At 65.2% G+C, this 25,846-nt stretch carries 19 protein-coding genes and 3 tRNA genes; 10 read left to right on the forward strand and 12 right to left on the reverse strand.

Annotation, left to right across the window (positions count from 1 at the left end; translation table 11 throughout):
• Nucleotides 1-16 precede the first annotated feature (16 nt).
• The 3 genes from ilvN to ilvD form a co-directional block, all read right to left on the reverse strand.
• Entirely contained in the window at nt 17-529 is a 513-nt protein-coding gene (ilvN, locus tag ITX31_RS05165; RefSeq protein WP_194782433.1) for an acetolactate synthase small subunit, read from the reverse strand.
• Between the two features lie 5 nt (nt 530-534).
• Entirely contained in the window at nt 535-2,439 is a 1,905-nt protein-coding gene (locus ITX31_RS05170; RefSeq protein WP_194782434.1) for an acetolactate synthase large subunit, read from the reverse strand.
• Between the two features lie 458 nt (nt 2,440-2,897).
• Nucleotides 2,898-4,601 carry a dihydroxy-acid dehydratase gene (gene ilvD, locus ITX31_RS05175; protein WP_194782435.1) on the reverse strand — a complete coding sequence of 568 codons (1,704 nt, stop codon included), beginning with the start codon at nt 4,599-4,601 and terminating at the stop codon, nt 2,898-2,900.
• A gap of 160 nt (nt 4,602-4,761) precedes the next feature.
• Between ilvD and ITX31_RS05180 the strand changes: the two genes are divergently transcribed.
• Nucleotides 4,762-5,202, forward strand: a complete 441-nt coding sequence (locus tag ITX31_RS05180; protein ID WP_194782436.1) for a hypothetical protein — start codon at nt 4,762-4,764, stop codon at nt 5,200-5,202.
• 2 nt (nt 5,203-5,204) lie between these two features.
• On the opposite strand, the gene ITX31_RS05185 is transcribed toward ITX31_RS05180, so the two are convergent.
• From ITX31_RS05185 to bcp, 3 genes are all read right to left on the reverse strand, one after another.
• Nucleotides 5,205-6,161, reverse strand: coding sequence for a 2-hydroxyacid dehydrogenase (locus ITX31_RS05185; protein ID WP_194782437.1), 957 nt, complete (start codon nt 6,159-6,161; stop codon nt 5,205-5,207).
• 74 nt (nt 6,162-6,235) lie between these two features.
• Nucleotides 6,236-6,320, reverse strand: a tRNA-Leu gene (locus ITX31_RS05190).
• 51 nt (nt 6,321-6,371) lie between these two features.
• Entirely contained in the window at nt 6,372-6,839 is a 468-nt protein-coding gene (gene bcp, locus ITX31_RS05195) for a thioredoxin-dependent thiol peroxidase (RefSeq protein ID WP_194782438.1), read from the reverse strand.
• A 147-nt stretch (nt 6,840-6,986) separates the two neighbouring features.
• Between bcp and ITX31_RS05200 the strand changes: the two genes are divergently transcribed.
• The gene (locus tag ITX31_RS05200) at nt 6,987-7,493 is read left to right on the forward strand and encodes a MarR family winged helix-turn-helix transcriptional regulator (protein ID WP_194782439.1); all 507 of its coding nucleotides are present in this window, start codon (nt 6,987-6,989) and stop codon (nt 7,491-7,493) included.
• A gap of 334 nt (nt 7,494-7,827) precedes the next feature.
• On the opposite strand, the gene ITX31_RS05205 is transcribed toward ITX31_RS05200, so the two are convergent.
• The 3 genes from ITX31_RS05205 to ITX31_RS05215 all read right to left on the reverse strand — a co-directional run bounded on the left by ITX31_RS05205 (nt 7,828) and on the right by ITX31_RS05215 (nt 8,683).
• Nucleotides 7,828-7,900 (reverse strand) — tRNA-Lys (locus ITX31_RS05205).
• Nucleotides 7,901-8,098: 198 nt separating this feature from the next.
• Nucleotides 8,099-8,171 (reverse strand) — tRNA-Lys (locus ITX31_RS05210).
• 119 nt (nt 8,172-8,290) lie between these two features.
• Entirely contained in the window at nt 8,291-8,683 is a 393-nt protein-coding gene (locus tag ITX31_RS05215) for a hypothetical protein (RefSeq protein ID WP_194782440.1), read from the reverse strand.
• A 217-nt stretch (nt 8,684-8,900) separates the two neighbouring features.
• On the opposite strand from ITX31_RS05215, the gene ITX31_RS05220 reads away from it, so the two are divergent.
• The 3 genes from ITX31_RS05220 (at nt 8,901) to ITX31_RS05230 (ending at nt 12,633) form a co-directional block, all read left to right on the forward strand.
• A complete protein-coding gene (locus tag ITX31_RS05220) occupies nt 8,901-10,595 on the forward strand; it encodes an ABC transporter substrate-binding protein (RefSeq protein ID WP_194782441.1) in 1,695 nt (564 codons plus the stop codon).
• A 95-nt stretch (nt 10,596-10,690) separates the two neighbouring features.
• The gene (locus tag ITX31_RS05225) at nt 10,691-11,695 is read left to right on the forward strand and encodes an ABC transporter permease (protein ID WP_194782442.1); all 1,005 of its coding nucleotides are present in this window, start codon (nt 10,691-10,693) and stop codon (nt 11,693-11,695) included.
• Nucleotides 11,692-12,633 (forward strand): ABC transporter permease, encoded by a 942-nt coding sequence (locus ITX31_RS05230; protein ID WP_194782443.1) that lies wholly within the window; start codon nt 11,692-11,694, stop codon nt 12,631-12,633. The genes ITX31_RS05225 and ITX31_RS05230 overlap by 4 nt, the downstream gene beginning before the upstream one ends.
• A 77-nt stretch (nt 12,634-12,710) precedes the next feature.
• On the opposite strand, the gene ITX31_RS05235 is transcribed toward ITX31_RS05230, so the two are convergent.
• Nucleotides 12,711-14,423 carry an ABC transporter ATP-binding protein gene (locus ITX31_RS05235; RefSeq protein ID WP_194782444.1) on the reverse strand — a complete coding sequence of 571 codons (1,713 nt, stop codon included), beginning with the start codon at nt 14,421-14,423 and terminating at the stop codon, nt 12,711-12,713.
• 133 nt (nt 14,424-14,556) lie between these two features.
• Between ITX31_RS05235 and ITX31_RS05240 the strand changes: the two genes are divergently transcribed.
• The 5 genes from ITX31_RS05240 to ITX31_RS05260 all read left to right on the forward strand — a co-directional run bounded on the left by ITX31_RS05240 (nt 14,557) and on the right by ITX31_RS05260 (nt 22,946).
• Nucleotides 14,557-16,227 (forward strand): ABC transporter substrate-binding protein, encoded by a 1,671-nt coding sequence (locus tag ITX31_RS05240; protein WP_194782445.1) that lies wholly within the window; start codon nt 14,557-14,559, stop codon nt 16,225-16,227.
• Between the two features lie 107 nt (nt 16,228-16,334).
• A complete protein-coding gene (locus ITX31_RS05245) occupies nt 16,335-17,831 on the forward strand; it encodes a malate:quinone oxidoreductase (protein WP_194782446.1) in 1,497 nt (498 codons plus the stop codon).
• 164 nt (nt 17,832-17,995) lie between these two features.
• A complete protein-coding gene (locus tag ITX31_RS05250; RefSeq protein ID WP_194782447.1) occupies nt 17,996-21,133 on the forward strand; it encodes an efflux RND transporter permease subunit in 3,138 nt (1,045 codons plus the stop codon).
• Nucleotides 21,134-21,316: 183 nt separating this feature from the next.
• Nucleotides 21,317-22,429: an LLM class flavin-dependent oxidoreductase gene (locus ITX31_RS05255; protein WP_194782448.1), complete on the forward strand. Its 1,113-nt coding sequence runs from the start codon at nt 21,317-21,319 to the stop codon at nt 22,427-22,429.
• 4 nt (nt 22,430-22,433) lie between these two features.
• Complete coding sequence (locus tag ITX31_RS05260; RefSeq protein WP_194782449.1) at nt 22,434-22,946, forward strand: MarR family winged helix-turn-helix transcriptional regulator; 513 nt, start codon at nt 22,434-22,436, stop codon at nt 22,944-22,946.
• 25 nt (nt 22,947-22,971) lie between these two features.
• On the opposite strand, the gene ITX31_RS05265 is transcribed toward ITX31_RS05260, so the two are convergent.
• On the reverse strand, nt 22,972-24,459 hold the full coding sequence (locus ITX31_RS05265) for an MFS transporter (protein WP_194782450.1): 1,488 nt from the start codon (nt 24,457-24,459) through the stop codon (nt 22,972-22,974).
• Nucleotides 24,459-25,823: a M20/M25/M40 family metallo-hydrolase gene (locus ITX31_RS05270; RefSeq protein ID WP_194782451.1), complete on the reverse strand. Its 1,365-nt coding sequence runs from the start codon at nt 25,821-25,823 to the stop codon at nt 24,459-24,461. The genes ITX31_RS05265 and ITX31_RS05270 overlap by 1 nt, the downstream gene beginning before the upstream one ends.
• Between the last annotated feature and the right edge of the window lie 23 nt (nt 25,824-25,846).

The raw sequence follows: 25,846 nt of genomic DNA on the forward strand, positions 1-25,846 counted from the left end.
AGGTTTGTGGGTGGAACTAGGCGCTGCGCAGCGCGCGGTCGGACATCGACTTCGCACCGCGGCCAACTGCCAGGGTTCCGGATTGAACAATTTCGCGGATGCCAAAGGGCTCCAGCACTGAGAGCAGTGCGTTGAGCTTTTCGGCGGTGCCAGTTGCCTCAACGATCAGGGAGTCTGTAGACACATCTACCACTGAAGCACGGAACAGCTCGGCTGCCTGGGTTACCTGCAGCCGGGTTGCGGCATCCGCGCGAACCTTGACCAAGATGTGGTCGCGTTGCACGGAAGAATCGGGAACAAGTTCGACAATCTTGATGACGTTGACGAGCTTGTTCAGTTGCTTGGTGACCTGCTCCAGCAGGTCACCTTCGGCCTCGACGACGACGGTGATGCGGGACAGGCCCGCAACTTCCGACGGGCCCACGGCCAAAGAATTGATGTTGAACGCCCGGCGGGCGAACAGGGACGCAACACGGGTCAGGACACCGGGTACGTCTTCTACGAGCACGGAAAGGGTGTGGCGTGCCATGTCCCCTACTCCTCCTCTTCCCAGGTGGGCGTCATGTTGCGGGCAATCTGGATGAGGTCGTTGCTGACTCCGGAGGGAACCATCGGCCAGACCATGGCGTCGCGGCTGACCACGAAGTCGATGACTACTGGACGGTCGTTGATGGACAGTGCCTTCTCGATCGTCGCGTCGATGTCCTCTTCGCGTTCGCAGCGCAGGCCCACGCAGCCGTAGGCATCCGCGAGCTTCACGAAGTCAGGAACCCGCACGGTGTCGTGTCCGGTGTTCAGGTCCGTGTTGGAGTAGCGGGACTCGTAGAACAGGGTCTGCCACTGGCGGACCATGCCCAGGGAGGAGTTGTTGATGATGGCAACCTTGATCGGGATGTTGTTGATCAGGCAGGTGGCCAGTTCCTGGTTGGTCATCTGGAAGCAGCCGTCGCCGTCGATTGCCCAGACCACGCGGTCCGGGTCGCCGACCTTGGCACCCATGGCTGCCGGGACGGAATAGCCCATGGTGCCCAGGCCGCCCGAGTTCAGCCACGCGCGGGGACGCTCGTAGTTGATGAACTGGGCAGACCACATTTGGTGCTGTCCCACGCCGGCCACGTAGACGCCCTCCGGACCCGTCAGCTCACCGATTCGCTTGATGACCTGCTGCGGGGCAACGTGGCCGTCTTCGGGTTCGGTCCAGCCCGTGGGATAGGTTTCCCGGATCCGGTTCAGGACCGCCCACCAGGCGGTGATGTCCGGGGCTCCGGAGGCTTCGAACTGGCCGCGGACCGCTTCGGTAAGTTCGGGGATGATCTCCTTGACCGAACCCACGATCGGCACGTCCGCGGTGCGGTTCTTCGAGATTTCCGCCGGATCAATGTCCGCGTGGATGACCTTGGCTCCGGGCGCGAAGGAGGACAGCACGCCGGTAACGCGGTCATCGAACCGGGCGCCCAGGGTGATCAGCAGGTCAGACTGCTGCAGGGCGGTCACGGCCGAGACGGAGCCGTGCATGCCGGGCATGCCCACATGCTGCTTGTGGGAGTCGGGGAACACGCCGCGGGCCATCAGGGTGGTCACCACAGGGGCACCCACCGTTTCGGCCAGTTCCAGCAGTTCAGCCGAGGCATCCGCCTTCAGCACGCCGCCGCCAACGTAGAAGACCGGCCGCTGGGACGCAGCGATCAGCCGGGCGGCCTCACGGACCTGCTTGGAGTGGCCGCGCACCACGGTGCGGTAGCCGGGCAGGTCGATCTTCGGCGGCCAGGAGAAGGTTGTCGTCGCCTGCTGTGCGTCCTTGGTGATGTCCACCAGGACAGGCCCGGGACGTCCGCTGGTGGCGATGTGGAACGCTTCGGCGAGTACCCGCGGAATGTCATCGGCCCTGGTCACCAGGAAGGAGTGCTTGGTGATCGGCATGGTGATGCCGACGATGTCCGCTTCCTGGAACGCGTCGGAACCGATCACGGCGCTGTTGACCTGGCCCGTGATGGCAACCATGGGCACCGAGTCCATGTGTGCATCGGCGATGGCAGTCACCAGGTTGGTGGCACCGGGGCCCGATGTCGCAATGCAGACACCGGCGCGGCCGGTCACCATGGCGTAGCCTTCGGCAGCGTGGCCGGCTCCCTGTTCGTGGCGGACCAGGATGTGCCGCAGCCTGGTGGAGTCCATCAGCGGGTCATAGGTCGGCAGGATCGCGCCGCCGGGCAGACCGAAGACGTCATCGACTCCGAGTTCTTCCAGCGCACGGACGATGGCCTCCGAACCGGTCATCTCGGTGGGCGGCACTACGTTGTTGGGTCCCTGGACTCGCGTGTCCACTGCTTCAGCAGGATTGACAGAAAAAGCTGCATCTTTGTGCTTGGCCGGCGCCGGGCGTGCCGGGCCGGTCTTTTGTGCCATCAGCGACGGGCTGGCTGGCGATCCCTTACTCATCGGAAACTTCCTTTGCGGATACATATCCATTTGTTCTGATGCGGCGTACCGCCCGGAAGGTAAGCCCGGAGCGGTCTCTGTGCTTTCTGAAGCCAATAAAAAAACCCCTCGTGCCTGTTGGCTCCGTAGGGGTCCGCGCGTGACGTCTTTTTCAAGTCGGGCTGTTACGCCACGCGCTTGCTAAGGACGACGGTTACGATCTGCATAAAGATCAGTGTTCCCCTCCTCCGGCAACGGTGTCAACCGGAGGTTCATCCGTCTCATTATATGGACATTTCCGTCCCACTCTCCGGACACGGGTTTAAGGCCCGCGTGCTGGCTCTGGACGTCTGGGTTTACTTCCCGCGCCAGCGGGTCTACAGAACCCGCCCGCAAAAGGCGGCAGGGCTTAATAAGGTTGAAACCCTTTAGGGGCCCCAGCCGCAAGGCGCTCAGCGCCTTGCGGCTGGGGAAGGGTTTCAACCGCAGTAAGCCCCGGTGGAAGCCGAGTTGACCATCTTGGCGTACTTGGACAGGACACCCTTGGTGAACTTGGCAGGCAGCGGCTCCCAGCCGACCTTGCGCGCTTCGAGCTCTTCCGGTTCCACCAGCAGGTCGAACGTGCGGGCGGCAATGTCCACGCGGATGCGGTCGCCGTCCTGGACAAAGGCGATGGGCCCGCCGTCGACGGCTTCCGGTGCCACATGGCCGATGCACAGGCCCGTGGTGCCGCCGGAGAAGCGGCCGTCTGTCAGCAGGAGCACGTCCTTGCCCAGGCCCGCGCCCTTGATCGCTCCGGTGATGGCGAGCATCTCGCGCATGCCCGGGCCGCCCTTGGGTCCTTCGTAGCGGATGACCACCACGTCGCCGGCATGGATCTGGCCGGCGTCGAGCGCGTCCAGGGCACCCTGTTCGCGTTCGAAGACCCGGGCGGTGCCTTCGAAGACGTCCGCGTCGAAGCCCGCGGACTTCACGACGGCGCCCTCCGGTGCCAGCGAGCCCTTCAGGATGGTGATACCGCCGGTCTTGTGGATCGGGTTGTCGATGGCGCGCAGCACCTTGCCGTCGGGATCCGGCGGGTTGATGGCTTCCAGGTTCTCGGCGACGGTCTTGCCCGTGACGGTGAGGCAGTCGCCGTGCAGCAGGCCGGCGTCGAGCAGCGCACGCATGATGACGGGCACGCCGCCAATCTTGTCGACGTCGTACATGACGTAGCGGCCGAACGGCTTGAGGTCACCCAGGTGCGGGATCTTGTCGCCGATGCGGTTGAAGTCCTCGAGCGTGAGGTCCACTTCGGCTTCGCGGGCGATGGCCAGCAGGTGCAGGACGGCGTTGGTGGAACCGCCGAAAGCCATGGTCACGGCAATCGCGTTCTCGAACGCCTTCTTGGTCATGATGTCACGGGCAGTGATGCCCTTGCGCAGCAGGTTCACCACGGCCTCGCCGGACTTGCGGGCGAATTCGTCGCGGCGGCGGTCAGCCGAGGGCGGTGCTGCCGAGCCCGGCAGGGACATGCCCAGTGCCTCGCCGATGCAGGCCATGGTGTTGGCGGTGTACATGCCGCCGCAGGCACCTTCGCCGGGACAGATGGCACGTTCGATGGTGTCCAGGTCCTTGAGGCTCATCTTGCCGGCGGCGCAGGCACCGACGGCTTCGAAGGCGTCGATCAGGGTGACTTCCTTCTCGGTTCCGTCTTCAAGCTTGGCGAAGCCGGGCATGATCGAGCCGGCGTAGAGGAACACGCTGGAAAGGTCCAGGCGCGCGGCTGCCATCAGCATGCCCGGCAGGGACTTGTCGCAGCCGGCCAGCAGGACGGAGCCGTCGAGGCGCTCTGCCATCATCACGGTCTCAACGGAGTCGGCAATGACTTCGCGGGACACCAGGGAGAAGTGCATGCCTTCGTGGCCCATTGAAATACCGTCGGAAACGGAAATGGTGCCGAACTGCATGGGGAACCCGCCGCCGGCGTGTACGCCTTCCTTGGCGCCCTGGGCCAGCCGGTTCAGGGAGAGGTTGCAGGGAGTAATTTCGTTCCAGGAACTGGCAATGCCGATCTGGGGCTTGGCGAAATCGTCATCGCCCATGCCGACTGCACGGAACATGCCGCGTGCAGGCGCTGCATGGATCCCGTCGGTTACGACTCGGCTGCGGGGTTTGATGTCAGGGGTGCTCTCCGTGGTCATAGCAAAATCCTATTCCTTTCGTGTCCGGGCCGGCGCATCCGGCAGCAGCCCCGGGGGCCGTGTTACGTCCGGGTTACGCACACTGCACAGCTGAATGAACTTTGCCCGCTGCCGCGGCGGCCTTCCCCGGATGGGGGTGGGTGTCCATACACTGGGGAGCATGAGTGCGGAAACAGGACCGGAAGACAGCCAGGCCAGCGATGAACTCAAGTCCGCCCTCCGCAGCGTCTTCGACTCGCAGATGCCGAACTACGGCGACTACAACCTTGTCTGCGCCACTCCCCTGCCGGATTCAGCGGGCTACTTTGTCCTCGGCTACCGCTGGAGCCCGCCTGAGCTGGTGTTTGCGCCGTTCGAAACCGGCTCGCTGCAGGGCCTGGAACCGCCCACCGCAGTCAACACCACCAACCTGTCCCATGCCGATGAGCTGGCACCTGGAAGCTATGAGGTAGGCACCAGCACCGGACGGGTGTTCCGCTTCGGCGTTGAAGCCGAGGCAGCACTGCCCGACGCTGCGGGCGGCGCCCGCCGGATCCTCCGCCAGGACGGAGACCGGTCCGACTTCAACTCTTTCCTGGATGTCTTCCTGGACCTGGCCTAGGCTCAGCCCTGCTTCCAGGGTCCGGACCGGACCAGGTTCAGCGGCTCTTCGCCGGCCGCCAGCCGTTGTACCTGCCGGCGCAGGAAGCCCTCGATCCGCGGGGTAAACGCATCGGAGTTGCCGCCGACGTGCGGGGTGATGATCGCGTTGGTGCAGCTCCAGAGCGGATGGCCGGCCGGCAGCGGCTCCGGGTCCACCACGTCGAGGGCCGCTCGCAGCCTGCCGGATACCACCTCGCGGGTGAGGGCGTCCGTATCGACCACGGGACCGCGGGCAACGTTGACCACCAGCGCCCCGTCCGGCAGCGCGGCCAGGACCTGTTCCCCGACGAGGCCGCGGGTCGTCTCGTTCAGCGGCGTAATGACAACGAGGACCTCGGTGTCCGCGGCCAGGTGCACCAGTTCATCCGTGCCGTGGACGCGGCCGCCGTCGTCGTTCCGTGCAGTGCTCCCCACCCGGGTGAGCCGGACGTCGAACGGTGCCAGGCGGGCGGCGATTTCCCGGCCGATTCCGCCGACTCCCACCAGCGTGACATGCCGGTCTGCCAGACCGGGGTACCGGTGCGGGTTCCAGTGCCCGTCGCGCTGGTCCCGGACGGCCGCATCGATGCCCCGCAGCGAGGCGAGCATCAGGCCGACCGCAAGCTCCGCGGTGGCAGCGGCATGGACTCCGGCGGCGCTGGCCACGGCCGCCTCGCCCGCAACCTCGGGCAGCCCGTCATAGCCGGTGGTCTGCGCCTGGAGGAGCAGCAGGTTCGGCACCCGCTGCAGGCCCTGCTGCCATCCGTCCCCGCCCGCATACGGTGCGACGACGGCGTCGATCTCCGCGTAGCCGACGCCTTCCGGGTCTGAATCGAAATCCCAGAGCGCTGCGCGCATCCCGTCCGGAAGCGGTAAGAGCGAAGCAAGGAGCTGGCGGGTGGGCACGGTAATGGTGCGCACTTTGGGTTCGGCTGACATGCTTCCATAGCCTAGCCGCGCTCTTCCGCGGGCATAGAAAAACACCCCGGCCAAGTGACCGGGGTGTTTTGCCGTGGTGCGCGAGGAGGGACTTGAACCCACACGTCCGAAGACACTGGAACCTAAATCCAGCGCGTCTGCCAATTTCGCCACTCGCGCGCCGGCCAGGCCGGTTTCCCTGCCAAAGCCAGCCTCCAGTGTACCCGAGGTTCAGTCGAGACCGAGATCACGGCGCAGCTTGGCAACATGGCCGGTAGCGCGGACGTTGTACTGGGCGAGGGAGACCCTGCCCTCGGGATCGACGACTACTGTGGACCGGATGAGCCCTTCGTAGGTCTTTCCGTAGTTCTTCTTCTCGCCCCAGGCACCCCAGGCCTCGGCTACGGCGTGGTCCGGGTCGGAGAGCAGCGGGAAATTGAGGGACTCGTCCGCGGCGAATTTCGCCAGTTTCTCCACCTTGTCCGGCGAGACCCCGAGGACGGCGTATCCCGAAGCAGCCAGCGAGTTCAGGTTGTCCCGGAAGTCGCACGCTTCCTTGGTGCAGCCGGGCGTTGCAGCTGCCGGGTAAAAGTAGACAATGACACTGCGGCCGCGCAGGTCCGCCAGGGATACAACGGAGGAGTCCGACGCCGTCAGGGCGAAGTCGGGCGCCTGGTCACCGGGGGTGAGTTTCGACATGAGAGACTGGGCTCCTTAGGTATCAATTAGGCAAAGGCTGTGTCACAGGAGGACAGCAGGCTTGCGGTTGGCTATCCTAGACACTGGATTTGTAGGCTATCCGATCAGGCCGCGTGAATCCGCACTCGAAAGGAAGAGTTCAGTTTTATGCCGGATATGGAGCATTGGCCCACCGGTCGCCTCTTGTCGACAGCCGCCCGCCTGGTTGAACATGCCTGGAATGAGCGGCTTGTACGCATAGGGGTGACCCACGCGGGCGTCATCGCCCTTGGAGTCCTGGATTCACAGGGCCCCATGACCCAGGCGCACCTCGCCCAGCTGGTCCGCGTACAGGCACAGACAATGGGAAAGACCCTGGCGCGCCTCGAAGCACACGGTCACGTTACGCGCGTCCGCAATGACCTGGATAAGCGCAGCCACATGGTGTCCATCACTCCCGCAGGCGTCGAGGCCCTGCATGAGGCGCAGGACATCGAGCGCACGCTGCTCGACGGCGGAGAGCTGCTTTCCGAAGACCTCCGCAGCCAGCTGCGCACCGTCATCCGCGAACTGGGCAATCCACGCTGGCACATGGCCGTGGATGTCCCGGGCCTCCCGGTGCCCCTGGACGCACCGCTGGACGTCCCGATGGATACGGCTTCCCGGACCGCCTAGCAGCCGGGCAAAGGGCTTAGATGCCGGAAGGGCGCACCGCAAAGGTGCGCCCTTCCGGCATTTAAGCCTTCGCCGTCAGCTGCCGGCGACGGGCACGTCCACCCATTCCGGTCCGCCCCGACACCGAACATGCATGCTCGCCGGCAGATGGTAGCCGCCGTGACGGTGCAGGTGGAATTCGACATTTTCCTCCGACGCAAGATCCGTTCCGGATGCCGCGGGAGACAGCTCTGCCGCCGAAAGGCTCCCGGAGCGGGGCAGCGCCGGGACCGGACAAACGAAAAGCCCCGCAGGTCCCGGCTGCTGCCGGAACCTGCGGGGCTTTCCTCAACTGTGCACCCCCCGGGACTTGAACCCGGAACCCATTGATTAAGAGTCAATTGCTCTGCCAATTGAGCTAGAGGTGCGTGGCGGTGATCCTGCGGAATATACTTCCCCGGCGATCAGCACCGGGAAGATACTCTACCATCCTTTCCGCGTCCTGCCTAAACGGCCGTCCGGACGGCCCCGCGGCCGCGGTCGGCGGCACATCCCTCCTAGGCGGGCGGCGGCGCCGGCACAAAAAAATCCGCCGCCCCGGTGACCGAAGCGGCGGATTTATCCTGTGCACCCCCCGGGACTTGAACCCGGAACCCATTGATTAAGAGTCAATTGCTCTGCCAATTGAGCTAGAGGTGCGTGGCAGATGCCGTGCTTGTTTCGGCTGGTCAAACCAGCTGTTCCTGCTCGGCAACGACATGAAACTCTACCAGCACTTTATGCGGGGCGAAAACCGAATCCGCCAAGTGAGAGCTGATTCACAACGAAGTGCCGTGCTGCTCCCCGGCGCGCTCCGGCTGCACCATGAGCTCCCCCGGTCGGGACTGCCATTCCGGGCCGTTGTGGACAACCCAGGTACGGCGCGGGCTGCCGGGTCCCGCTTCCAGCGATCCAACTTCAACGGTCACGGTCTCCGGCGTGCCCGGCATGCCCTGCCTCCAGTCCGGCAGGTTCGGGTCCTTGCGGGCACTGATGGGAACGGACCCCGCTGTGGCAGGGCCGGGGGCTGGCGCGGAACGTTCAGGCTGAAGAGGAATCCTGCGCAGCCGCTCCAGGAGCGCTCCCGCTGCGGCAGCTGCCAGCCCAAGCACGGCTCCGGCTGCGAGCGCTGCCAGTCCGGACCGTCCGATTCCCGCGGAAGAGGTGCCCACGCTTCGACGCTACGGCCGGCCCGCGCGGCTGTCCACACAATGCCGGCAAATCCCGCGACGGGTGTGTAACCGAATTGTGACCGCGCTCAACACGCTTAGCGTCCCAAACCATCCCGCCGGTGCCGCTAGGCTCTGGGACTACACATGTGTTCCACAACACAGCGATGCGTCCGGCCAACCGGCAGGAACGCACCTCACGCCCAGAGGAGATAGAAAAATGACCCTTGCTGGCAGATTCACTCTCAGCCGGCAGGCCCGGCGACGGGCTGCCGCCCTGACTGCCGGGCTGGCAATGAGCGCCCTGGTGCTCTCCGGCTGCGCCGAAAGCAACCGGGACGCAGCGGACGACGGCGCGACAGCCTCCGAGGTTGACGGCACCTTCGTCTTCGCCGCTTCCTCCGATCCCAAGACACTGGACCCTGCCTTCGCCTCGGACGGCGAGTCCTTCAGGGTAAGCCGCCAGATCTTCGAAGGCCTCGTGGGCGTGGAGCCCGGCACGGCCGATCCCGCACCGCTGCTGGCCAAGTCCTGGGAGACTTCCGAGGATGCCCTGACCTATACCTTCGACCTCGAGGAAGGCGTCACCTTCCACGACGGAACTCCGTTCAACGCCGAAGCCGTATGCGCCAACTTCGACCGGTGGTACAACTTCACGGGTATCCAGCAGGCCGAAAGCCAGGCCTACTACTACAGCAAGCTCTTCAAGGGCTTCGCCGACACCCCGGAGAGCGCCACCTACGAGTCCTGTGAGGCTCCGGCCGAAAACCAGGCCGTCATTACGCTGGCCAAGCCCTTCGCCGGGTTCATCGCCGCACTCTCCCTGCCCGCGTTCTCCATGCAGAGCCCGACGGCGATGGACGAATACGCAGCCAACGAAGCTTCCGGGACGGCCGAGGCTCCCACCCTGACCAGCTACGCCAAGGAACACCCCACCGGAACCGGCCCGTTCAAGTTCGAAGGCTGGGAGGTCGGCAACCAGATCACGCTTTCCGCCTACGGGGACTACTGGGGCGACCAGGGCCAAGTCACGGACATCATCTTCCGTGTCATTGATGATCCGAACTCCCGCCGCCAGTCCCTGCAGTCCGGCGACATTGACGGCTATGACCTGGTGGCTCCGGCCGACACCCAGGCCCTGGCCGACGCCGGGTTCAAGGTCATTCCGCGCGACCCCTTCACCATCCTGTACCTGGGCATGAACCAGAAGGTCGAGCAGCTTGCCGATCCGCTGGTGCGCCAGGCGATCGCACACGCGATCGACAAGGAGGCACTGGTCAGCCAGACCCTGCCCGAGGGCACCAAGGTTGCCACGCAGTTCATCCCCGACGTCGTCAACGGCTACAACGAAGACGTCACCGAGTACGAGTACGATCCGGAGAAGGCCAAGGAACTGCTGGCGGAAGCCGGCTACCCGGACGGCTTCACCGTGGACTTCAACTACCCCACCGGCGTCTCGCGCCCGTACATGCCAACCCCTGAGCAGGTCTTCTCCAACATCTCCGCACAGCTGGAGGAAGTGGGCATCAAGGTCAACCCGCAGCCGAGCAAGTGGTCCCCGGACTACCTCGACCGCGTCCAGGCCACTGAAGACCACGGCATCCACCTGCTCGGCTGGACCGGCGACTACAACGACACGGACAACTTCGTAGGCGTGTTCTTCGGCCAGGAGAAGCCTGAATTCGGCTTCACCAACCAGGAGATCTTCGACCAGCTCGAGGCCGCCCGGCAGGTAAGCAGCCTGGAGGAGCAGACCCCGATGTACGAGAAGATCAACGACGACATCGCCAAGTTTGTCCCGGCTGTTCCGCTGGCACACCCGGCGCCGTCGCTCGCTTTCTCGGACCGCGTGGATTCATACCCCGCCTCCCCCGTGAACGACGAAGTGTTCAACCAGATCAAGCTCAACAAGTAGCGGCGAAACGGACCGGGATCCAGCTGGCGCTGGGTCCCGGTCCGTTCTGTCCTTACCTTTTCCGCAGCCGCACAACCGGCTGAGAAAGGACACTCGTGCTGCGAGTTATAGGCAAGCGCCTGTTAATGCTGATCCCGACCCTGATCGGCTTGTCCATCCTTCTGTTCATCTGGGTCCGCAGCCTCCCCGGCGGTCCTGCGACCGCCCTTCTGGGAGACAAGGCCACACCCGAAGCCATAGCCCGGATCAATGAGGCCTACGGCTTCGACCGTCCGCTCCTCGAGCAGTACTTCACCTACGTTGGAAAGCTCCTCCAGGGCGACTTCGGCGTGTCGACCGTCACCGGACGTCCGGTGCTCGAAGAGTTCGCCACGCGTTTCCCTGCCACCCTGGAGCTTGCCGCGGTCGCCCTCATTTTCGCGATCGGCATCGGCATTCCCCTCGGCTACCTCGCCGCGCGGCACTACGGCCGATTCTGGGACCACTCCTCAGTGGTGCTGTCACTGCTAGGCATCACCGTGCCGGTCTTCTTCCTGGCCTTCATCCTCAAATGGATGTTCGCCATCCAGATTCCCCTCTTCCCCACGGACGGGCGGCAGGATCCACGGATCAACGCCACGCATGTCACGGACTTCTACGTCCTGGACGGCTTGCTGACCAGGGAATGGGACGCCTCGTGGGATGCCCTGATGCACCTGGTGCTCCCCGGCATTGCGCTGGGCACCATTCCGCTGGCCATCATTGTGCGGATCACCCGTGCCTCCGTCCTGGAGGTCCAGGGCGCCGACTACGTCCGGACGGCCCGGGCCAAGGGCCTCATGGAGCGCACTATCCGGAACCGTTTCGTCCTGCGCAACGCCATGCTCCCGGTGACGACGACAGTCGGCCTGCAGACGGGCCTGCTGATTTCCGGCGCCGTGCTGACAGAGACAGTCTTTGCGTTCAGCGGCGTCGGCAGGTTCCTGCGCGATGCAATCTTCAACCTTGACTATCCGGTGCTGCAGGGATTCATCATCTTTATTGCCGTTGCGTACTCCCTGATCAACCTGCTGGTTGACGTTTCGTACGGCTTCATCGACCCGAGGGTGAGGGTGCAATGAGTACAGTTCTTCCACCGCCGGCCGGCGGAGCCGTCCGGCCCGACGAACCAGCCGCCCCCGATACCCGCGGCAGCGGCATGTGGCGCGATGCCTTCCGCAGGCTCCGCCGCAACCCGGCAGCCATCGCCGGTGCCGTCATTGTGGGCCTGTTCCTGCTCGTGGCCATCTTCGCCCCGATCCTTGCACCGTACGGCGGCGAGGATCTGCCCGGCCGCACCGAGATCACTCCGACGTCGATCCCCGGTCCCGGCGACATCGACGGATTTCCGCTGGGCCTGGACCGCTTCGGCGGAGATGTGCTCTCCAAGCTCATCTGGGGTGCCCGGGCGTCGCTGCTGATCGGCGTCATATCGACTGCACTCGGCCTGGCCGGCGGAATGCTGCTCGGCGTCATTGCCGGCGGCTTCGGCGGCTGGGTGGACAACGTGATTATGCGGTTCGTGGATATCCTGCTCTCCGTTCCGAACCTGCTGCTGGCCGTGAGCATCGCGGCGGTCCTCGGCCAGACGCCGACGGCGGTGATGATCGCCATCGGGGTTTCCCAGGTGCCCATATTCGCCAGGCTCCTGCGCTCCTCAATGATCAGCCAGCGCGGGGCAGACTATATCCTCTCCGCGCAGGCACTGGGCCTGAGCACCCGGACCATCACCATGAGCCATCTGCTGCCCAACAGCGTGGGCCCGGTGATTGTCCAGGCGACCCTGACGCTCGCCACCGCCGTTATCGACGCCGCTGCACTGTCCTTCCTGGGCCTCGGCGGCGGCCGTCCGGAAAGCGCGGAGTGGGGCCGCATGCTCACCTATGCGCAGAATGAACTGGCCGTAGCACCGCAGCTCGCGTTCCTGCCCGGCATCTGCATCGCCGTCACGGCCCTTGGCTTCACCCTGCTGGGCGAGTCCCTGCGGGAAGCCCTGGACCCGAAGACCCGGCGCAAATAAGCCTGGTCTTCGAACAACCCGGGAACACCGAAGGGCCCGCATCCTCTGCCTGAGGATGCGGGCCCTTTCGCCGGCGGTTAGGACGCCATTTCGTCCTGGATGTTCAGTTCGTTGCCCGGAATGGAGGCGAGCAGCTTGCGTGTATAGGGGTGGCGCGGATTCTGGAAGACTTCCTCCGACGTCGCCGCCTCCACGAGTTCACCGTCCTTCATCACGCACACGTAATCCGAGATCAGCCGCACCACAGCCAGGTCGTGGCTGATGAAGAGGTAGCTCAGTCCCAGGTCCCGCTGCAGGTCTCCGAGCAGTTTGAGGATCTGGGCCTGCACCAGCACGTCCAAGGCAGAGACTGGCTCGTCACAGACAATCAGTTCCGGGTTCAAGGCCAGCGCACGGGCAATCGCCACACGCTGACGCTGCCCGCCCGAAAGTTCAGCCGGGTAGCGGCGCAGCATGGAGACCGGGAGCGCAACCTGTTCCATGAGCTCGCGGACCCGTGCGGCGCGTTCCTGGCGGTTGCCGCGCTTGTACGTCCTCAGCGGCTCGTCGAGGATCCGTTCGATGGTGAACATAGGGTCCAGGGAGGAATACGGGTCCTGGAAGATCGGCTGGACCCGCTGGCGGAAGTCGCTCAGCTTGCCCTTCGCCAGGGACGCGATGTCCACGCCGTCGAACGTCATTGAACCGCTGGTCGGTTCGATCAGCTTGAGCAGCATCCGGGCCGTGGTGGTTTTGCCTGAGCCGGACTCGCCGACGATCGCCACGGTGCTTCCGCGCGGAATCTCCAGGCTTACGTTCTTGACCGCGTGAAAGTCCCCGGATGAGCCGCGGGTCTTGTAGACCTTGCTGAGGTCCCGGATTTCAACGATGTTGTCCGGAGCCGCTTCAGCTTCCGGCGCCCCGTCATGCGGCGCCGGCGGCTCCTCCACAACTGCGAGGCGTTCCTCGGCGGGAGCCGCGAACGCTCCGGGACGCAGTCGGACGGCGGCGACGCTGGGGGCGGCGCTGACCAGCGACTTGGTGTACGGGTGCTGGGGATCTTCAAGGAGCTGACGCGCCGGGCCTGTTTCGACCACCTCGCCGCGGTGCATCACCACCAGGTCCGATGCGCGTTCGGCAGCCAGCCCAAGGTCGTGCGTGATGAGCAGCACGGATGTGCCAAGCTCATCCGTCATCCGGCCAATCTGGTCCAGGATGGTGCGCTGCACCGTGACGTCCAGTGCGCTGGTGGGTTCATCGGCGATCAGCAGGCGGGGGCGGCACGCGAGGCCAATGGCAATCAGTGCCCGCTGGCGCATGCCGCCCGAGAATTCATGGGGGTACTGCTTGGCCCGCTCCGCGGCGTCGGGCAGTCCGGCCGCGGTCAGCACCTCGATAACCTTGCGGTCAACGTCCCTGGACGTCGCCATACCATGCACGAGGAGCGTCTCGGCAACCTGTGTGCCGATCTTGGTCACCGGGTTGAGGTTGGACATGGGGTCCTGGGGCACCAGGCCAATCGACCGGCCGCGGATGGCACGCATCTTGGACTCTGACAATCCCACCAGTTCCTGCCCGTCAAACCGGATACTGCCGGAGGAGACCTTGCCGTTGCCCGGCAGCAGTCCAATCACCGCCATCGCCGTCGTGGACTTGCCGGACCCGGATTCGCCCACGATCGCCAGGGTTTTCCCGGCAGCGAGGCTGAATCCGGCGTTGCGGACCGCCTGCACCGGGCCATCCATGGTTTGGAAGCCAACAGCGAGATCGGTCACTTCGAGCAGCGGAGATTCAGGGCTGGTTTGAGTCATTTCCATATCCTGCCTTACCAAAGCCCGGTTGTGAGGCAACTCTCACCCGGCTTTACCGGTTTTTTATCATTTAGACTAAGAAATCCACCGCCCAGGCCGGGATGGTGCCTGCCTCGAGGAGAACCCAGCAGCTGTGACTAAATCCGCCACGCGGCGCTCCGTGATCAAAGCTTCAGCCGTTGCCGCAGCCCTTGCCCTGACCGGGTGCACCGCTGCGCGGCCGGAGGAAGACTCCCCGAGCAGTTCACCTTCTGCCTCTGCGACGGGCGGCCCTGCTGCCGCCTTCGCGTTCGCCACTGCCGCACGTCCGTCCGGGCTGGATCCGTTCCTGGCAGTGGATACTGAATCCCACCGGGTGACCAGGCAGATCCTTGAAACGCTGGTTGGTGTGGACTCCCTGACCTCCGCGCCGGTGCCTGCACTCGCCGAGGAATGGGACGAATCCGATGACGGGCGCACCTACGAGTTCACGCTGCGCCGCGGCGTCACCTTCCATGACGGCACCGCGTTCAACGCCGAGGCGGTGTGCGCGAACTTTGACCGCTGGTACAACCTGCCTGCCTCCGCACGGGGGCCGGAGGCGCTGATGTTCAGCTCCGTCTTTAAGGGATTTGCCGACACGCCGGATCTTTCGGCCTACAAATCATGTGTCCCTTCCGGCGAATTCACCGTCCGGCTGGAACTCAATACCCGCCTGCCCGGCCTCATCGCCGCCTTGGCATCCCCCGAATTCGCCATCTCCTCCCCAAAGGCCCTGGCCGAAGGGACCGCCGACGAGCTCAGCGAAGAGCGCAACGGAACGCGGCTCTCTGCCTACGCCCAGCACCCGGTGGGCACCGGCCCCTTCATGTTCTCCAGCTGGGAAGAGGACGAGCTCGCCCTCGTGTCCTATCCCGGCTACTGGGGAGATCATGGCCAGATCAGCGACCTCGTATTCCGCACGATCACCAGCCCCGAGTCGCGGCTCCGTGCCCTGAAGAACGGCGAGGTGGACGGCTACGACCTGGTGACAGTCTCCGACGTCGGCGAGCTGGCGCGTGCAGGCATGCAGATCCTGCAGCGGGACCCGTATTCGATCCTGTACCTGGGCATCAACCAGAACTTCCCCGGGCTGGACGAACCGAAAATGCGCCAGGCTATTGCCCACGCCATCGACAAGCCTGCCCTGCTGGACGGCCTGTTCCTGAACGGCACCAAGTCTGCTAACCAGTTCCTTCCCGAAAAGCTCGGACTGCGCTCGGAGAACGTGACCAACTACGGCCACAACCCGGAGCGTGCCAAAGAGCTACTCGACGAGGCCGGTTATGGCGGCGAAGAACTGCCCTTCTACTACCCCCGCCGCGTTACCCGCGCCTACCTGCCCAACCCGGAGAAGGTCTACGCGGAACTTAGCCGGCAGCTGACGGCAGCTGGGTTCAATATCCGCCCGGTGCCGATGGAATGGTCTGAGGGATACCTGGAAACAGTCTCCAGGAACGGCGACCGGGCGCTGCACCTGTCCGGCCTCTCGGGCAGCTACATGGATGCGGATAACTTCGTCGGCACGCTCTTCGGTTCCTACACGGAGGAATTCGGGTACGACGACGCCCAGCTCTTTACGAAGGTTGACCGTGCCCGCACGCTGGCCGACTCCGATGAACGCGCCGATGCCTACCGTTCGATTTCGGACCGGATTTCCACCCGGGTACCCGCAGTTCCGCTGGCGTTCCCCATCTCAACGCTGACCGTCTCGCCCCGGGTCTCCCAGTACCCGACATCCCCTTTGCTCAATGAGGTCTTCAACAACATCCGCCTCACGGACTAGCGTGGAAGTCCCGGGGAGAAGTCCCAGGGGACATCACGGCGGGAATTTTAGTAAGCGCCACCGGGAGGGATAGTCTTCTTAGGCTAGCGTCCACGTGACTTGGAGATATGAAGTTGACTGCTGAGAGCCCGGCGGAGAAGTCCGCAAACAGAACTGATGTACTGCTGATCGGCGGCGGCATCATGAGCGCGACCCTCGGGGCGTTCCTGAAGCAGCTGGCACCGGACTGGGACATTTCCCTCTATGAGCGGATGGATCGTGCCGGGACCGAGAGCTCAGATCCCTGGAACAACGCCGGCACCGGCCACGCGGCACTGTGCGAGCTGAATTACAGCCCGGCCGGCCCGGACGGCACCGTTGACCCGGCGAAGGCGATCGGCATCAACGAGCAGTTCCAGGTCTCCCGCCAGTTCTGGTCCCACCTGGTGGAGAAGGGGCACATCTCCGGCAGCTTCATCAACCCGCTGCCCCACATGAGCTTTGTTTGGGGGAACGCGCACTCGGAGTACCTGCGCAAGCGCTACGAGTCCCTCAGCGCCCAGCCGCTGTTCAAGACGATGGAATTCTCGGAAGACCACGGCAAGATTGCCGAGTGGGCTCCCCTGCTGATGCAGGGCCGCGACTCCGGCCAGCGCGTGGCTGCGTCCCGCGTCGCCGGCGGCACCGACGTTGACTTCGGCGCCCTCACCCGCGAACTGGTGAACTTCCTCGGCGCCAACGGCGCTGACCTCAACTTTGGCCACGAAGTCACCAACCTCACCCGCAATTCGGGCGGCGGCTGGGACGTAACGGTCCGCAACCGCGCCACCAAGGCTTCCAAGACTGTCTCGGCCCGCTTCGTCTTCATCGGCGGTGGCGGCGGCGCCCTGCACCTGCTGCAGCGCTCCGGCATCCCCGAGGGCAAGGGCTTCGGCGGTTTCCCCGTCTCGGGCCAGTTCCTGCGCTCCACCGACGAGTCGATCATCTCCGCGCACAACGCCAAGGTCTACGGCCAGGCATCGGTGGGCGCGCCGCCCATGTCCGTTCCGCACCTCGATACCCGGTTCGTGGACGGGAAAAAATCCCTGCTGTTCGGCCCCTACGGGGGATTCTCCCCTAAGTTCCTCAAAAACGGCTCACTTACGGACCTACCGTTCTCCGTGCGCCCGCACAACCTCGTGCCCATGCTCGCCGTGGCCAAGGACAACATGTCCCTGGTGAAGTACCTCGTCACGGAGGTACTGAAGTCCCGCGAAGGCAAGACCAAGGCGTTGCGCGAGTTCTTCCCCGATGCCGCCACCGAGGGCTGGGACCTCATTACGGCCGGCCAGCGTGTCCAGGTCATCAAGAAAGATCCGAAGAGCGGAGGCGTGCTGCAGTTCGGCACCGAACTCATTACCTCGGCAGACGGCACCGTTGGCGCACTGCTGGGTGCCTCCCCCGGAGCTTCCACCGCCCCGCCCATCATGATTAACCTGATGAAGCGCTGCTTCCCGGCGGAGTTCCCGGGCTGGGAAGCCAAGATCAAGGAAATGATTCCCGGCTACGGCGTCAAGCTCAACGAGAATGAGTCCCTGGCCGACGAGATCATTGCCGAAACCAACCGCGTGCTGAAGCTGGCCTAGGCGCCGCAGCACTCCACGGGTGTCCCGGACTGCCGATGCAGTCCGGGACACCCGTCTTTTAAGCCGGTCCGGCAAACCTGGCGGCGTCTCGGGCCGCACGCGGGCGGACGGGAAGACGCAGCTGCGCACGTATGATGAATCCGTCTACGAATAAAGGCAGGTTCATGGATCGTCTGGCCAAACTCTCGCTCTCCAACCGGGCGCTCATTGCACTCATCACAGTCTTTGTAGCGGTCTTCGGCGTGATCTCGCTGAATTCCCTCAAGCAGGAGCTCATCCCCGCACTTGAATTCCCCCAGATCACCGTGATTACCGCCCTGCCGGGCGCTTCTCCCGAAGTCGTGGACGCACAGATCAGCGAGCCGCTCGAGGCCGCTCTCACTGCTGTCGAAGGGCTGGAATCATCGTCCGCGACGTCGCGGTCATCAATCTCCGCCATCAACCTCACGTTCGCCTACGGCACCGACCTTGACCGTGCCCGCGGCCAGGTTGACCGGGCCATTTCCAACGCGCGGCAGTCACTCCCGGAAGACGCCAACCCGCAGTCCCTGGCCGGCAGCATCAGCGACTTCCCCATCGTGTACCTGGCCGTCTCCAGCGACTCATCGCTCAGCGAGCTGAATTCCGAGCTGCAGCGCCTAACGGTTCCCCGGCTGCAGAAAATCGAGGGCGTCCGTACGGCGGAGGTGACCGGCGGTTCCCAGCGGCACGTCGCGATTACCCCGGACCAGGCGGCCCTCGCTGCGCTGGGGGCATCGCCGTCGGCCATTGCCGCGGCACTGGAGAACAGCGGTGCCCTGATCCCCGCCGGCACGGTCCAGGAGGAAAGCCGCTCGCTCTCCATCCAGGTGGGCAGCCCCCTGGATTCGCTCGAGAAGATTTCAGCGCTGCCCATTGAAACCGAGGGCGCATCCCCGGGTTCCGCCCCGCCAACAATCGGGGACGTCGCGACGGTCGAAATCATCGATGACGAGCAGACTTCCATCACGCGCACCAACGGCGAAGCCACTCTGGCGATCTCGATTACCAAGACCCCGGCCGGAGACACCGTGGGCATCTCCCACGAAGTCCTGGATCTCATTCCCTCCCTGCAGGATGAGCTGGGCAACGGAGCGAAGTTCACCGTGATCTTCGACCAGGCTCCGTTCATCGAGAAGTCGATCTCCGACCTCACCACCGAAGGCCTGCTGGGCCTGGGCTTTGCTGTCCTGGTGATCCTGGTCTTCCTGCTGTCCGTCCGTTCCACGCTGGTGACCGCGGTTTCGATTCCCCTCTCACTGCTGGTGACCTTCATTGGCCTGCTGGCGTTCGGTTACTCGCTGAACATCCTGACGCTCGGTGCTCTGACCATCGCGATCGGCCGGGTGGTGGACGACTCGATTGTGGTCATTGAAAACATCAAGCGGCACCTGGGCTACGGCGAAGAGAAGCGCACCGCCATCCTCACCGCCATCCGCGAAGTAGCCGGAGCCGTCACCGCCTCCACCCTGACCACCGTCGCCGTGTTCGCCCCCATCGTCTTTGTGGGCGGGCTTGCCGGCGAACTGTTCCGTCCGTTTGCCGTCACCACGTCCCTGGCCCTGCTCGCCTCGCTGCTGGTGTCGCTGACGATTGTCCCGGTGCTGGCCTACTGGTTCCTGAAGTCCTCCAAGCCGGTTCGCGATCCGGAAGCATACCGGGCAGGGGTCGAAGCACGGGAACAGAAGACGTTCCTGCAGCGCGGATACCTGCCGATCCTCCGCGGCACGCAGCGGCGCCCCGTCTTCACGCTCCTTGCCGGCGTCCTGATCCTGGGCGGAACGGCAGCGCTGACCCCGCTCCTGCAGACCAACCTGCTGGGCGATACCGGCCAGAACACGTTCAGCGTACGCCAGGAACTGCCGGCCGGCAGCTCGCTCCAGACGACGTCCGCAGCCGCCGAGACGGTGGAGGAGGTGCTCTCCGGCACTGAAGGCGTCAAGGATGTCCAGGTCACCATGGGAACCTCGACGTCGGGGATCGCCGCGTTCACTGCCGGAGGCGCTTCGGTAGCCAACTTCACGGTCATCACGGAACAGGACGTGGAGCAGGTGGAGCTGCGTGAGACGGTCCGGCGGGAGTTCGAGGGCCTGGGCGAGGATGCCGGCACCGTTTCCCTCGGAACCCAGGGCGGCGGCTTCGGCACCTCCAACACCGTGGACATCGAGGTCTCTGCCGGGGACCCCGCCGAACTCCAGCCCGCCTCGGACGCCCTGGTTGCGGCCATGTCCGCCCTGCCCGGCGTAGCAGAGGCCACGTCCAACCTCTCCAGCGCCGAACCGGTAGTCCAGGTGACCATCGACCGCGCCAAGGCCGTGGCGGCGGGACTGGACGAACAGCAGGTTGCCGGAATCCTGGCCTCCACGCTCAGTCCGCTTCCGGCGGGAACCGTCCAGCTTGGGACGGACGATTTTCCCGTGCTCATCGGCGAAGGGACCGAAGTAACCACCCTGGACCAGCTCTTCGGGATTGTGGTGCCGACCGCGGGAGGACCCGTGCCGCTGAGCGACCTGGCTGTCGTCGAAGAAGTGGAGGTACCGACGTCGGTCTCCTCCTCCGGCGGCGAACGCACGGCAGTCGTTTCGGTAACTCCGTCCGGCGAAAACCTTGGCGGTGCAATTGCCGAGGTCCAGGCCGAGCTGGACAACGTGGAGCTGCCCACGTCGGTGACCGCGACGCTCAGCGGCGCTGCCACCCAGCAAAATGAGTCCTTCACCCAGCTGGGCCTGGCACTGCTGGCAGCTATCGCGATTGTGTACGTCATTATGGTCGCCACGTTCAAGTCCCTCATCCAGCCGCTGATCCTGCTGGTCTCGGTGCCCTTCGCTGCCACCGGCGCCATCATCGCCCTTCTCATTGCCGACGTTCCGCTGGGCCTGCCGTCCCTCGTTGGCCTCCTCATGCTGGTGGGCATTGTGGTGACCAACGCGATTGTGCTGATGGACCTCATCAACCAGTACCGCAGGCCGCATGGGCGCGAACCCGGCATGAACGTGCGGGAGGCGATCGTCCGCGGTGCCCGGCAGCGCCTGCGTCCCATCCTCATGACTGCCCTGGCCACCATCCTGGCGCTAACGCCGATGGCACTGGGCGTTACCGGCGAAGGCGGATTTATTTCCCGGCCGCTGGCGATCGTCGTCATTGGAGGCCTGATCTCCTCCACGGCGCTCACCCTGGTTCTGGTGCCCGTGCTGTACCAGCTGGTCGAAGGCCCCCGGGAACGACGGGCCCTGGCACGGGAGGAAGCCGAGCGCGAACGGCGCCAGGCGGAATCTGCGGGCTGATCCCTCAGCGTGGAAGACGCTGCAGTGCCGGCCCCGCCAGGCGCCGGCACTGCAGCGTTAAGCCGACGGAGCCGGAGGGAATGAAATGCGGCGGCTGCCTGTTGTAGACTCACAGTAGATGCAAATGCATCTACCTTTCGGGCGGCGGCTGCCGCAGGGAAAGCGCTGCAACAGGAGGACACCATGCAGATCGGCGTATTCAGCGTCAGCGACATCACCCGGGACCCGGTTACCGGCCGGATGCCAACAGAAGGTGAGCGCATCAAGGCGGCGGTTGCCATTGCCCGCAAGGTCGAAGAGATCGGCATGGATGTCTACGCCACCGGCGAGCACCACAACCCGCCGTTCTACGCTTCCTCCCCCACTACCCTTCTCGGCTACATCGCCGCCCAGACCGAGAGGATCATCCTCTCCACCGCCACCACGCTGATCACCACCAATGACCCGGTAAAGATCGCCGAAGACTTCGCGATGCTTCAACACCTCTCCGGCGGCCGCACCGATCTGGTGCTGGGCCGGGGCAACACAGCTCCCGTCTATCCCTGGTTCGGCAAGAATCCACAGGATTCAGTTGATCTTACGGTGGAGAACTACAACCTGCTGCGCCAGCTGTGGGACAACGAAACCGTCAACTGGCAGGGCAAGTTCCGCACCCCGCTGCAGAACTTCACCTCCACTCCCCGGCCGCTCGACGGCGTCGCCCCCTTCGTCTGGCACGGTTCGATCCGCACGCCGCAGGTCGCGGAAATCGCCGCCTACTTCGGCGACGGCTTCTTCGCCAACAACATCTTCTGGCCCAAGGAGCACTACATGCAGCTGATCGGCCTGTACCGCGAGCGCTACGAGCACTACGGCCACGGCTCCGCAGACCAGGCGATCGTGGGCCTGGGCGGCCAGTTCTTCATGCGGAAGAACTCGCAGGACGCCGTCAACGAATTCCGTCCGTACTTCGACAACGCTCCGGTCTACGGCCACGGCCCCTCGATGGAGGACTTCACGGCGCAGACCCCGCTCACGGTGGGAAGCCCGCAGGAAGTCCTGGAGAAAACGCTCACATTCCAGGAGTACTTCGGGGACTACCAGCGCCAGCTCTTCCTCATCGACCATGCCGGCCTGCCGCTGAAGACCGTGCTTGAGCAGCTGGATCTCTTCGGCGAGTACGTGCTGCCGGAGCTCCGCAGGGAACTGGACTCCCGCCGTCCGGCACACGTGCCGGACGGTCCCACCCACGCCCGACGCGCAGCGGCTCGCGAGGCGTCGGTGTCCGCTTCCGCCCCGGTAACTTCAGTAGGCTAATGGCATGAGTTCCGAGACCAGCCACTCCACCACCGTCAAAGAGACCGCCGAGGCGTGGGAATCGCTGTTCCGGGCGCAGGTGGGCGTCATGCGCCGGCTGCAGCGCGACCCGGAGTTCAAGGAACTCACCATGCGCGAGTATGACGTGCTCTTCAACCTCAGCCGCTGCCCCACCGGCTGGACCCGCCTCAATGAGCTCAATGAACACCTGCTGATCAGCCAGCCCAGCCTCTCCCGGATGGTGGAGCGGCTGGAGAACAAGGGCCTGGTCCAGCGCCGGCCCGCACAGAATGACCAGCGTGGTGTTGAGCTGTCCCTGACGGCAGAAGGGCGGGCGGTGCAGAAGCGCCTCGGCCGGATCCATGTCCGCGGCATCCATGACCTGCTGGCTCCGGCACTGACCGGCCAGGAGCTGGCCCAGGTCAAGGAACTAATGGACAAGCTCCTCATCGGCCTGAACTCCGAGGGTCCGGGCAGCACCGCCGTCCGGGCGGCGGACACGGAAGGCCTCCGCTGACCAGTAGCCCCGGCTTCAGCCCGGGCTACCTTGCAGCGGTGTCCCCGGCCCCGGTATCGCTGTTTCCGCTTATGCCGCTCTCCGGAAGAATCGGCGGGTCGGCGAAGGCCAGGCGGGGAACCAGCAGCAGCGCAGCCGACGCAGCAAACGCTGTGACGGAGCAGACAGCCCACACCGTCAGGTAGCCGGACAGCGGTGCCGCCGTCGCCGCCCCTGCAACGTCCCCCAGGGACTGGCCCGCCGCGCTGAGCAGCGCTATCCCGAACACAGCCGAGGCGAAGGACCCGCCAATGGTCTTGGTGGTGTTGGTGAGCCCCGTCGCCATGCCCGTCCGGTTCAGCGGAGCAGCAGCGGCCGCGGCCGAAGGCAGCGCTGCAACCAGCGCACCCGAGCCCAGGCCGGCGATCACCATGTTGGTCAGCGTCTGGGTCAGGGAATCGTGGAACGGCAGGAACAGTCCGTACCCGATGCCTACCACCGCCGCTGCCCCGGACAGGGTGATCCGCGGGGTGCTCAGCCTCGCAGCCAGCGGGAACAGCAGCGCACCCGCCAGGACGGACAGGATATACGCTCCGATGATCAGTGATACGGAGCCGGCTTCCAGCCCCAGTCCGTAACCGTGTACTTCCCGGTCTGTCCGGGCGAAGGTGGACATGGGCGCCTGGGCACCCAGCACCGAGATGCCGAACAGGCCGGCGGTCAGCTGGACCGGCCACATGGTTGGCGCACACAGCATGCGGATATCCACCAGGGGCTCATCGAGGCGCAGCTGGCAGCGCACGAAGGGAACGAAGGCCGCCAGGCCCGCGGCCAGGACGGCCCAGACCCACCAGGTTCCGGGTCCGTTGATGCGCAGGAAGGTCAGTCCGGACGTCAGCAGCACCAGTCCAACGGCCAGCATCGCGAATCCCCGCACGTCCAGGGTGCCGCGCGCCCTGAGCCCGGACTCCGGCACCCCGAACCAAATGGCGAGGATGCACAGGGTGGCCGCCGCCGCAGGCACCATCAGGGTCAGCCTCAGGTCCCCTCCGAAGACGTCCACGAGTGCTCCGGCGGCGAGCGCCCCGGCAATGACGCCGAACTGCAGGCCGCCCACCAGCACGCCGGCTGCCTTGCGGGTCAGCGCTGCCCGGTTCGGGGCCGACGCCGCCCGCGCGAAGATGAGGGCGACCTCCAGGGGCAGCCACACCACGTAGAACCCCTGGAGTGACCAGGCCACGAGGAAGGTCCAGAAGTCGGGTGCGAACGCCACGCCCCAGGAGGCGGCCGCCGTGAGCACGGTAGAGACCAGCAGGATGCGTTTATGCCCGTACATGTCCCCCAGCCGGGCAAGGACGGGCACGGCCAGGGCACTGAACATCAGCTGTGCCGCCTCGAACCAGTTCACGTCGCCGTCGGCAATTCCCAGGTTGCGGGCAATGTCGGTGAGGATCGGTGTGTAGTACCCCTGTAGGATCCCGCTGGTGATCTCGACAAGCACCAGGAAGAGCACCACCGGGCCCAGGGCACGCATCAGGGCACCAGGTTCTGCAGCAGGCGGCGGTAGAACGCAATGCCCTCGCCGAAGGTGCGAACCGAAAGCTTCTCGTTGTCCGCATGGATCGATGCCCGTGCTGCCTTGTCCATCCGGAATGGGGCGAAACGGTAGACGGCGTCGCTGATCGCGGTGAAACGGCGCGAGTCCGTGCCGCCGAGCATGATGTACGGCGCGGCGATGGCATCCGGGAACACTTCACGGATCGCCGCCTCCAGCGCGGCGAACTGGGCGTTCGACGTCGGGGAAACCGGCGATGGTTCGCTGCCTTCCACGACCCGCAGGGAGACTTTCCGGTCCCGAACCGTGCGGCGCATCCGCGTCAGCACGGATTCGATGCTCTCCCCCGGTGCGATTCGGACATTTGCGTTGGCGGTTGCCCGGGTGGGCAGGACGTTGGAGGCCTTGGATCCGGCCAGCTGCGTGAGGGCGACAGTGGTTCGGGTCAGGGCATTGGGCTCTCCGCCCAGGGCACCAAAGATCCTCGTCAGCGGTAGACGCAGCGAACCGGCACGGGCAAACAGTGCCGCCGGCAGCGGGGAAGCCCCGGCAGCCAGCCGGCCCAGCATTTCAATGGTGACCGGGTGCAGGGACGCCGGGAAGGGCCTGCGGTCCAGGCGCACGACGGCGCGAGCCAGCCGGGCAGCGGCACCGAGGCGGTTGGGCGTGGAGGCATGGCCTCCGGGATCTTCCACCGACAGCTCGACATCCAGGATGCCCTTTTCCGAGACACCGATGACGGCGACCGGTGCGTTGACGAACGGAAATGCCTGGCCGGCGACTGCCCCGCCTTCATCCAGCACCAGCCAGGGCCGCACGCCGCGGTCCTGCAGCAGGGCAGCAGCCCGGGCCGCCGTGTCACCGGCGGTTTCCTCGTTGTCTCCAAAGGACAGCCAGACGGTGCGGGAAGGAGCGAACCCTTCTTCGAGCAGGGTTTCGACGGCTTCCAGGATGGCTGCCAGCGACCCCTTGTCATCGAGGGCTCCGCGTCCGTGGATGCAGCCATCCGCCAGGACACCGGCAAAGGGCGGGTGTTCCCAGGCCGCCTCGTCCTGGACCGGCACCACGTCATAGTGCGCCATCAGTACCACCGGTTCGAGCCCGGCTTCCGTGCCCTGCCAGCGGAACAGGAGCCCGCCGCCGACTTCCTCGCGGGCCAGGTGCTCGTGGACCAGCGGAAAGAGGACGGCGAGCTCATCCTGGAAACGGGCGAACTCGGCGTCGTCCACCTCCTCGGGAACGCGGGAGGAAACGGTGCGGCAGGTAATGAGCCGGGCCAGCTTAGGGGCCGCGGTCTCTCCCCTGTCCCGGGGCAGTGCTTCTGCCGGTGTGCTCGTAGACATGGAAGCAGTGTAGGGCCGCTATG

Origin of the sequence: Arthrobacter gandavensis (assembly GCF_015355785.1) — a bacterium.
GTDB classification, from domain to species: domain Bacteria; phylum Actinomycetota; class Actinomycetes; order Actinomycetales; family Micrococcaceae; genus Arthrobacter_B; species Arthrobacter_B gandavensis_A.